The organism is Microbacterium sp. bgisy189 (assembly GCF_057707225.1).
On sequence record NZ_JBYIPT010000020.1, the window covers coordinates 1 to 2116 of the forward strand.

Annotated in this window: 1 protein-coding gene; it reads left to right on the forward strand. The window is 61.2% G+C overall.

All coding sequences use genetic code 11. The features are described from left to right. Positions 1-1595 precede the first annotated feature (1595 nt). Positions 1596-1754, forward strand: coding sequence for a hypothetical protein (locus tag AC3ENX_RS14550; protein WP_434812451.1), 159 nt, complete (start codon positions 1596-1598; stop codon positions 1752-1754). Positions 1755-2116: the final 362 nt, after the last annotated feature.

The following is a 2116-nucleotide window of genomic DNA, read 5'->3' on the forward strand; positions in this document are numbered from 1 at the left end:
CTCAGCCAACGACCAGATCACCCCGAAGAGCCACGAAGCGGCTTACGCGCCCGCCATTTCCGCTCCCCTCGCGGAAGCGGCCTAACCGAACCGACACCGTGTTCACCATCGAGGGCCAAGGCCCCTCGGAGGCACGTCGCGCGCTTGACATGTTGCGAGAAGTGGGTGTACGAAGTCGCTAAGAGAATTCCAGGGGGCTACCAGCGCTCAGCGCTGAGAATTCGAACTGCCGCATCGCTCGCTGCGGTACTTCTGGCTGGAGTATTCGTGTTAGGCGGAACCCCAGCCAATGCCACCACTGAAGTCGAGGTCGAGACGCTCAGTTTTCCACTCGTTGCGGTTGCGCTTGATGCTGATGTGGCAGCTGCAAACGGTTACGAACTGCGAGCTGATGACAGCGGACTGCTGTACTCCGTCCCGGTTGGAACTCCGGCCGATGCTCCCTACTCTGGCCCCAAGGCGTCCAGTGGCGGTGAAGCGGTCGTCGCCAACGAGAGCATTTCGCCGTTCGGTTCGGTGGCGGGAAACTGTGGGTCGTCATACATTTATGTGAGCACTGCTAACAAGACGTTCCTCACCGGCTACAGCATTAAGTCGAGCACCTACGGATTGCCAGTCAGCCATACTTGGGAGGTCTTCGTCGACACCGTCTATGGAGCCGGATACTACGATCTGGGAGGATTCCCACCCTGGGGTCAGTCTCAGTGGTCCGCGAGTCGGACAATAGTTGAATCCGGGACACCCCTGTATGCAACCGTCACTCAAGGTACGGTGTTCACCGTATCGGGATGGGTGTGCTACGCCTATGGCCCAGAATGGCCGCCGTGAGGATGAATCCACTGTTGCTCGAGTCGGTCCGGCGCTCATTGCCGCCGTTCGGGGAGTTGCAGGTGCGAATGGCGGCGACGGCGCTTCGTGGGTTGCTCGTTCTCGGCAGGGAGCCGAGCACGTACGAAGCAGTGGGAATCGGGCTGAACGGTCATCGAAGTTCACTGCTTGACGCACCCTCGCCTCGGAGCGGAATCGTCTATCACTGGCATCAAGCGTGTGCCCGACGAGGCATTAGCTGCCAACACCAAATCGTAACGTCGGTAGTGAACTTCAGCATTGAGATGCTTTATGAATTCGCGGTTGAACACTATGTCAACAGTCTCGGGCTGACCCGGCCAGACGCTGTGCGAAGAGCACATGGGAAGGTGTATGTTGAGGCACGCGGATCCGCCTCGGACGCCGTGACGGCTAGCTTTGACGGTGAGCGTATCGGCGGCACATCGATCGTTCTCGGCGACACCAGATACGACGCGTTTGAGTTCGACAGAGCAACGATCGTCTCTTCAGCGCATCGGACGCAACCTTGGACGGAGTACACCGTCACCCACGTTGAAATGAATCCCACCTAGAACATGTCTGACAATGCCTTGATCCAGGCGATGACGGCGTTGAGGACGATGGTGGCGCGGTAGACGGTATCGGGTGGCGATGCCTCGCCGTTGCTTGAGGCGGCAGAGGCGGCATTCGATCGCGTTCCGGCTCTTGTAGTCGGCGGCATCGAGTCCTACCTGTCGCCGCCCGCCGCGCGAACCGCGGCGCTTGCCATGCCACTTCTGGCCGTCGGGTTCTGGGATGACAGCGTCAGCTATCGATGCGACGATCTAGCCGGTGGCGACGCCGTGACGCTGCCGGGCGGGTTCTCCGAGCTCCCGGACGCCGGCGAAGGCGCAGGCGAGACGTTCGTGGTCGGCAACCGCGGCTGAGTGTGATGATGGCGGTTGGAGTCCCGCAGCGGTCTTCCTGACTCAGCGGCTGAGTGCCGCCCCGATAGATTCGGGGAGTCCCGTCGCCGAGTTCGCGTCGCGGCTCCGAGAAACTACAGGTTCAATGGCACGGACCGGCGCAGACGGGTTGCTGGGATTCGGCGCGGTCGACGGGAACCTCCGGATTCTCGACACAGAATCAATGGCGCAGACGACAAAATCACTGTCATCGGACAGCGGCGACATCCTCCGCTTCGCGAGGTCACCATGGACGAGCCCCTCGCTGGGCGACGCGTGCGTCCCGTCATGGCCTGAGACCTCACATCACCGACGTGGCCCTGCCGAGAGACGATCCTCACGGC